Origin of the sequence: Hydrogenophaga sp., from assembly GCF_051007235.1 — a bacterium.
Taxonomy (GTDB): domain Bacteria; phylum Pseudomonadota; class Gammaproteobacteria; order Burkholderiales; family Burkholderiaceae_C; genus Hydrogenophaga.
Map to the genome: position 1 here is coordinate 1 of NZ_JBPCSJ010000422.1, position 7366 is coordinate 7366.

General features: G+C 67.3%; 7 protein-coding genes. All 7 read left to right on the forward strand.

The features are described from left to right. Positions 1 to 22: 22 nt before the first annotated feature. The 7 genes from ACR2JA_RS15075 to ACR2JA_RS15105 all read left to right on the forward strand — a co-directional run bounded on the left by ACR2JA_RS15075 (position 23) and on the right by ACR2JA_RS15105 (position 7278). A complete protein-coding gene (locus ACR2JA_RS15075; protein WP_434009897.1) occupies positions 23 to 580 on the forward strand; it encodes a sugar transferase in 558 nt (185 codons plus the stop codon). A 10-nt stretch (positions 581 to 590) separates the two neighbouring features. Beyond that, positions 591 to 2378, forward strand: a complete 1788-nt coding sequence (gene asnB, locus ACR2JA_RS15080) for an asparagine synthase (glutamine-hydrolyzing) (RefSeq protein WP_434009898.1) — start codon at positions 591 to 593, stop codon at positions 2376 to 2378. After that, positions 2375 to 3634 carry a UDP-N-acetylglucosamine 2-epimerase gene (locus ACR2JA_RS15085; protein ID WP_434009899.1) on the forward strand — a complete coding sequence of 420 codons (1260 nt, stop codon included), beginning with the start codon at positions 2375 to 2377 and terminating at the stop codon, positions 3632 to 3634. The genes asnB and ACR2JA_RS15085 overlap by 4 nt, the downstream gene beginning before the upstream one ends. Positions 3635 to 3717: 83 nt before the next feature. Further along, positions 3718 to 4716 carry a UDP-N-acetylglucosamine 4,6-dehydratase (inverting) gene (gene pseB, locus ACR2JA_RS15090; RefSeq protein WP_434009900.1) on the forward strand — a complete coding sequence of 333 codons (999 nt, stop codon included), beginning with the start codon at positions 3718 to 3720 and terminating at the stop codon, positions 4714 to 4716. Positions 4717 to 4730: 14 nt separating this feature from the next. Beyond that, positions 4731 to 5906, forward strand: coding sequence for a UDP-4-amino-4,6-dideoxy-N-acetyl-beta-L-altrosamine transaminase (pseC, locus tag ACR2JA_RS15095; RefSeq protein ID WP_434009901.1), 1176 nt, complete (start codon positions 4731 to 4733; stop codon positions 5904 to 5906). Beyond that, on the forward strand, positions 5903 to 6661 hold the full coding sequence (locus ACR2JA_RS15100; RefSeq protein ID WP_434009902.1) for a cytidylyltransferase domain-containing protein: 759 nt from the start codon (positions 5903 to 5905) through the stop codon (positions 6659 to 6661). The genes pseC and ACR2JA_RS15100 overlap by 4 nt, the downstream gene beginning before the upstream one ends. After that, entirely contained in the window at positions 6658 to 7278 is a 621-nt protein-coding gene (locus ACR2JA_RS15105) for a pseudaminic acid biosynthesis-associated methylase (RefSeq protein ID WP_434009903.1), read from the forward strand. Before ACR2JA_RS15100 ends, ACR2JA_RS15105 begins: the two co-directional genes overlap by 4 nt. The last annotated feature ends 88 nt before the right edge of the window (positions 7279 to 7366 follow it).

A 7366-nucleotide genomic window follows, 5' to 3' on the forward strand; every position in this document is an offset into this window, starting at 1 on the left:
GCATGCGGCGCAACGGACAGGGATGATCAAACGAACCTTCGATGTGGTGGCCAGCCTGATAGCACTGCTGCTGCTCAGCCCGCTGCTGCTGGGCACGGCGCTGGCGGTGGCCATCGAGAGCGGCTTTCCAGTGCTGTTCCGCCAGACCCGCGTCGGCCTCGGCGGCCGCAGCTTCGGCATGTTCAAGTTCCGCAGCATGGTGAAGAACGCCGCCAGCATCGGCCCCTACTTCACCTCGGCCAACGACCCGCGCATCACCCGCGTGGGCCGCTTCATCCGCCGCACCAGCCTGGACGAGCTGCCGCAACTGATCAATGTGCTCACCGGCGACATGAGCCTGGTCGGCCCGCGACCCGACGTTCCGGCCCAACAAAGCCTCTACACCCCCGCCGACTGGGCACAGCGCTGCAGCGTGCGCCCCGGCATCACCGGCCTGGCGCAGGCGCTGTACCGGTCCGACTCCACCGAAACCCAGCGCCTCGAAGCCGACCTGCGCTACACGCGCGAAGCCTCGCTGTGGCTGGACCTGAAAATTTGCTGGTGGACGGCCAAGCGCCTGTCCGGCCAGGGCGCGAACTGAGAACACCCCCATGTGCGGCATATTTGGTTATTGGGACCGCCGGCAACAGCCGTTGGACGACGCGGCGTTGCGGGGCATGGCCCAAGCGCTGTTCCACCGCGGACCGGACGACGAAGGCATCCACCACCGCCCCGCGCGCGGCGTGGCCATCGGCAACCGGCGCCTGTCCATCATCGACCTCGGCGGCGGCCACCAGCCCTTCGTGAGCGACGACGGTCAGATCGCCGTGGTGCAGAACGGCGAGATCTTCAACCACGTGGAACTCGCGGCCGAGCTGCGCGCCCAGGGCGTGCGGCTGGACACACATTCGGACACCGAGGTCATCCTGCGGCTGTACGAGCGCGAAGGCATCGCCTGCCTGAAGCGCCTGAACGGCATGTTCGCCATCGCCATCGACGACGCCCGGGAAGACGCGCTGTACCTCGCGCGCGACCGTATCGGCGTGAAACCTCTGTATGTGCACGACGACGGCCAGCGGCTGCTGTTCGGCTCCGAGCTGAAGGCGCTTTGGCCGGCGCTGAACCGCAAACCAGGCATGGACCTGGAAGCCATCCACCACTACCTGACGTTCAACTACGTGCCGGCACCCTGGACCGCATTTGAAGGCGTGCGCCATGTCATGCCGGGCACCTGGCAACGCTACACACGCAGCGGCGGCGTGCAGACGCAGCGCTGGTGGAACCTGGCCGACCAGCGCGAGCAGGACCACAGCTTCGATGCCTGGACCGAGGAATTCATGGCCCTGCTCGACGACGCCACCCGCATCCGCCTGCGCGCCGACGTGCCCTTCGGCGCCTTCCTCTCGGGCGGGGTCGATTCCAGCACCATCGTCGGCCTGATGGCGCGGCATGTGAAAGAGCCGGTCAAGACCTTCTGCATCGGTTTCGAAGACCCGCGCTACGACGAGTCCGCGTTCGCCGCGCAGGCCGCGCAGCGCTTTGGCTGCGCCCACACCAGCGAGGTGGCCGAGCTCAACATGCTGGACCGCTGGCCGATGGTGCTGCACCACCTGGACCAGCCCCACGGCGACGCGTCCTTCATGCCGACGTTGCGTGTGAGCGAGCTGGCCGCCAGGCATGTGAAGGTGGTGCTGACCGGCGACGGCGGCGACGAACTGTTCGCCGGCTACGACAAGTACGCGCAGTTCTTTGCGCGGCCGGATGCGCTGACCCTGCCCCAGCCGGATTTCGAGCGCGCGTACTTCGACAGCATTTCGCTCTTCAGCCCTGCAGCCAAGGCGGCGCTGTACCGGCCTGAGGTGCGCACGCAGCTGGCCGGCGTCGACAGCTTCGGCGCAGCGGCTGCCCCCTGGTTCGAAGAGGCGCGGCATTTCGACCGCATCAACCAGGCCCTGTACCTCGACATGCAGCTGCTGCTGAGCGGCAACAACCTGGTCAAGCCCGACCGCATGGGCATGGCGGTGAGCATCGAGGCGCGCACGCCCTTCCTCGACTGGCGGATGATGGAACTCGCCTTCCGCTCGCGCGGCGCGACCAAACTCTCGGCGCAGGGCGACAAGAAACACTGGTTCAAACGCGCGGCGGTGCCGCTGATCGGCGAAGACCTCGCGTACCGCAAAAAACAGATGTTCACCGTGCCCATCGGCGACTGGTTCCAGGGCGAGCTGCACGGCTGGCTGCGCCAGACCCTGACCGGCAGCGAGGCGATCGACCAGCTGTTCGAGCCGGTTGTGGTCACCCGCATGCTGGATGATCACCGCGATGGCCGTGGCAACTTCACCCGCGAATTGCGCGCACTGGCCGCGCTGGCGCTGTGGCACCGGGACGCCTTCGAATGAGCCACCCGCCCAAGGTCCTGTTCGTCAGCTACGGCGGCGGCCACATCGGCATGGTGCTGCCGGTGATGCGCGAACTGGAAGCGCTGCTGCCTGGCGTGCAATGCCCGCTGATGGCGCTGACCACCGGACACCACAAGGCCAAAGCCGCGCGCCCCGAGGCGCTGGGCTACCGGGACTTCCTGCACCTGGTGGACGCCGGTGCGGCCCGCGCCTGGGGCGAACGCCTGAGCGAAGGCAACACCAGCCCGGACGTGCCGCGCGACGAGACCATCGCCTACCTGGGCATCAACTACCTGGACCTGATCGCCCAGCACGGTGAGGCGGGTGCGGCAGACCTCTACCGGCAGCAGGGCCGCTACGGTTTCCGGCCGCTGCATTTCATGCGCAAGGTGATGGACGCCCTGCAGCCCGACGCGGTGGTCGCCACCAACTCGCCACGCAGCGAACGCACCGCGCTGGACGTGGCCGGTGAACGTGGCCTGCCGGCCGTCGGCATGGTGGACCTGTTCGGCCTGGACAGCGACACCTACGTGCTGCACGCGCCGAAGCCGGCCTGGACCTGCGTGATCTCCGAGGGCGTGCGCCAGCGGCTGATCGCGCGTGGCTTTCCGCCCGACGGTGTGGTGGTCACCGGCAACCCGGCTTTTGACGGCCTGTTCAGTGCACACAACCACGAGCGAGCGCAGCGCTTCCTGGCCGAGCGCGGCTGGCAAGACCTCAAGCCCGTGCTGTTCGCTGGCCATTGGGAGCCACAGGCCCACCCCGCCACGCCGGTACCGGTGGGCCAGGCCCTGCCGCGCGAGATCGAAGCCGTGCTGCGCGACTGCGTGCAAACCCGCGACGACCTGGCCCTGATCGTGCGCTACCACCCCAGCGACTGGACCGAGTACCCGCGCCTGCCCGACGAACCGCGCATCCACTTCAGCGAGCCCCCCAGGGAGCCCATCCACCCGCTGATCCTGGCTTCTGAGGCGGTGGTGGTGCAGACCTCCACCGTGGGCCTGGAGTCGGCCGTGGGCGGCAAGCCGGTGATCTCGGTGGAAAACTCACCTGCCGCCCACGTGTGGTTCAGCCTGGCGCAGCAGGGGGTCTCGACCCCGGCCGCCACACCGTCTGATCTGCCTCAGGTGCTGAACGCCGTGCTGGCCGGTCACGGAAATCCGTCCGATCCCAGCTACCGCAGCGATGGGCTGGCGTCGCGCCGGGTGGCCGCCGTCGTGACAAAGGCCCTGGCGGGTCGCTCGGCAGTGGCCTGAGCGATCCGGTCGCACTGCTCCTGGCGGTTTCTGTCGGTCAAAATACTGCATTCCCCGCAGCACACACGCTGCCATCGAGCGCCATGCTGAAAAACTCCACCATCCTCATCACCGGCGGAACCGGATCGTTCGGTCACACCTTTGTGCCCATGACCCTGGCACGCTACAACCCGCGCAAGCTCATCATCTATTCGCGCGACGAGATGAAGCAGTGGGAAATGGCCAAGCTGTTCCAGGGCGATGAACGGGTGCGCTTCTTCATTGGCGACGTGCGCGACCGCGAACGCATGTACCGCGCGCTGGACGGCGTGGACTACGTGGTCCACGCCGCGGCCACCAAGATCGTGCCCACGGCCGAATACAACCCGTTCGAGTGCGTCAAGACCAATGTCAACGGCGCCATGAACGTCATCGACGCCTGCATCGACCGGCGCGTCAAAGGCGTGGTCGCCCTGTCCACCGACAAGGCCAGCAGCCCGGTCAACCTGTACGGCGCCACCAAGCTGGCGTCGGACAAGCTGTTCGTGGCCGGGAACTCCTATGCCGGCGCCACCGGCTGCAAGTTCTCGGTGGTGCGCTACGGCAACGTGATGGGCTCGCGTGGCTCGGTCATCCCCTTCTTCCTCACGCAGAAGGGCAAGGGCTCCCTGCCCATCACCGACGCTCGCATGACGCGCTTCATGATCACGCTGGAACAGGGCGTGGAGCTGGTCTGGCATGCCTTCGAAGACATGGAAGGCGGCGAGATCTACGTCAAGAAAATCCCGTCGATGAAGGTGACCGACATCGCGCGGGCGGTCGACCCCGAGGCGCAGCATCAGATCGTGGGCATCCGCCCCGGCGAGAAGCTGCACGAACAAATGATCAGCCCCGAGGACGCCTACTACACCTACGAGTACCCCGAGCACTTCAAGATCCTGCCGGCCATCCACAGCTGGCACGAAGACTTCAAGCGCATCAAGGACGGCAAACGCGTGCCCGAAGGCTTCACCTACGCCAGCGACAACAACCCCGAGTGGATGGACGTGTCGGCCCTGCAGACCTGGATCGCCCAGCACCAGGACAAGATCGGCCGCATCTGATGGCGCGCAGCCCCATGGACTTCATCCCCTACGCCACCCAGTCGATCAACGAGGACGACCTGGCCGCCGTGCGCGAGGTGCTCACCTCGGGCTGGCTGACCCAGGGGCCGGCCGTGCCACGCTTCGAGCAGGCCTTCGCGCAGCGCCATGGCGTGGCTCATGCGGTGGCCGTGTCCAACGCCACCGCGGGCCTGCACATCGCCTGCCTGGCGCTGGGTGCAGGTCCGGGCAAGACGGTGTGGACCAGCCCCAACAGCTTCGTCGCCTCTGCCAACTGCGCGCTGTACTGCGGCGCCGACGTGGACTTCGTGGACATCGACCCAGTCAACCGCAACATGAGCGTGGCCGCACTGAGCGCCAAGCTGGAACAGGCCGAGCGCGATGGCCGTCTGCCCGTCATCGTGATACCGGTGCATTTCGGTGGCCTGGCCTGCGATCTCGTGCCCCTGCGGGCCCTGGCCAACCGCTACGGCTTCAGGATCCTGGAAGACGCGTCGCACGCGGTGGGCGCCAGTTACAACGGCCAGCCCATTGGCAGCGCACACGCCGACGCCAGTGTGTTCAGCTTCCACCCGGTGAAGATCGTGACCACCGGTGAAGGTGGCATGGTGACCACGCAGGACGCGGCGCTGGCGCGCCGCCTGCAGCTGCTGCGCTCGCACGGCATCACGCGCGAGACGGGTGAGATGCAGCACCCCGACACGGGCGCCTGGCACTACGAGCAGCACAGCCTGGGCTTCAACTACCGGATGACGGACATCCAGGCGGCGCTGGGCAGCTCGCAGTTGCAGCGCATCGACGGCTTCCACGCCGCCCGCGAACGGCTGGCCGAGCGCTACGACCAGCTGCTGGCCAGCCTGCCCCTGCGGCGGCCGGCGCGCGTGCCCGGCCCGGGCGCCACGGCCCGTTCGTCCTGGCACCTGTACGTGGTCGAGGTGGTGCCCAGCCCCGGCGTGGCCGACCGCGCGACCGTGTTCGCCCGCCTGCGCGAGGCGGGCATTGGTGTCAACGTGCACTACGAACCGATCCCGCTGCAACCCTACTACCGCGGCCTGGGCTTTCAGCCCGGCCAGTTCCCAGCGGCCGAAGCCTATGCGGCGCAGGCCCTGTCGATCCCGCTGTACCCGGCGCTGACCGATGCGCAGCAGGACTGCGTGGTGGCCGAACTGAAGAAGGCGCTGGTGGCATGAAGACGGTGATCGTCGTGCAGGCCCGCATGACCTCCACCCGGCTGCCCGGCAAGGTGCTGCTGCCGCTGGCCGGTGAACCCATGCTGGTGCGACTGCTGGAGCGCCTGCGCCGCGTGCAGCGGGCACAAGGCATCGTCATCGCCACCACCACCAACGTGGCGGACGATCCCATCGCCGCGCTGTGCGCGCAGCAAGGCGTGCCCTGCCACCGCGGCAGCGAACACGACGTGCTCTCGCGCTACGCCGAAGCCACCCGGCTGCACGGTGCCGACACCGTGGTGCGCATCACGTCCGACTGCCCGCTGATCGACCCGGCGCTGATCGACCAGGTCATTGCGGTGTACGAAGAAGGCGACAGCGACTACGTCTCCAACATGCTGCCGCCGACCTGGCCCTATGGCATGGCGGTGGAAGTGTTCAGCGCCGCCGCGCTGGCCCAGGCCCACGTCGAAGCCACCCAGCCCGCCGAACGCGAACACGTCACGCCCTTCCTCTATTGGCACCCCGAGCGTTACCGCCTGCGCAACGTCGCCAGCCCGGTGGACCTGAGCCAGCACCGCTGGACGGTGGACACGCCCGAGGATTACGAACTGGTGCGTCGGTTGTTCGAGCACCTGATGCCAACCCACCCGAACTTCACCCAGGCCGACGTGCTGGCGCTGCTGGAGCAGCACCCCGACTGGATCGCGCTGAACCAGCACATCCAGCAGAAGCCCGCGACCCAAACCCAGAACACACAGGAGTCCACCCCATGAGTTTCAAGACCGAGCAGGAGGCTTTCTGGGCCGGCGATTTCGGCACCGAGTACATCCAGCGCAACCAGGGCGACGCGCTGCTGGCCTCCAACCTCGACTTCTTCGGCAAGGCCCTGCGGCAAGCCCGCAGCATCCACAGCTGCATCGAGTTCGGCGCCAACATCGGCATGAACCTCAAGGCGCTCAAGCTGCTGCACCCCGGCATCGACGCGCACGCGATCGAGATCAACGCCGAGGCCGCGAAGCAACTGGGCGAGGTCATCCCGTCCGCCAACGTCCACAACACGTCCATCCTGGACTTCACTCCGGCCCGCCAGTGGGACCTGACGCTCATCAAAGGCGTGCTCATCCACATCAACCCCGAGGTGCTGCCCCAGGTGTACGACAAACTGTTCGCCGCCTGCGGCCGATACCTGATGGTGGCGGAGTACTACAACCCGGCGCCGGTGGCCAGTCCCTACCGCGGCCACAGCGACCGCCTGTTCAAGCGCGACTTCGCCGGCGAGATCATGGACCGCCACCCGCAGCTGCAGCTGGTGGACTATGGCTTTGCCTACCGCCGCGACCCCAACTTCCCGCAGGACGACATCACCGGGTTCCTGATGGAAACGCGCTGAGCCCGTTTCGAGAAACACACCCATGCTGACCTACTGCAAACGCTGCGTGATGCCGGACACCAAACCGGACCTGCACCTGGACGAACAC

Coding starts and splice junctions, on each gene's coding strand:
- ACR2JA_RS15105 (WP_434009903.1), top strand. CDS start 6,658: ATGAGTTTCAAGACCGAGCAGGAGGCTTTCTGGGCCGGCGATTTCGGC.
- pseC (WP_434009901.1), top strand. CDS start 4,731: ATGGACTTCATCCCCTACGCCACCCAGTCGATCAACGAGGACGACCTG.
- asnB (WP_434009898.1), top strand. CDS start 591: ATGTGCGGCATATTTGGTTATTGGGACCGCCGGCAACAGCCGTTGGAC.
- ACR2JA_RS15100 (WP_434009902.1), top strand. CDS start 5,903: ATGAAGACGGTGATCGTCGTGCAGGCCCGCATGACCTCCACCCGGCTG.
- ACR2JA_RS15085 (WP_434009899.1), top strand. CDS start 2,375: ATGAGCCACCCGCCCAAGGTCCTGTTCGTCAGCTACGGCGGCGGCCAC.
- pseB (WP_434009900.1), top strand. CDS start 3,718: ATGCTGAAAAACTCCACCATCCTCATCACCGGCGGAACCGGATCGTTC.
- ACR2JA_RS15075 (WP_434009897.1), top strand. CDS start 23: ATGATCAAACGAACCTTCGATGTGGTGGCCAGCCTGATAGCACTGCTG.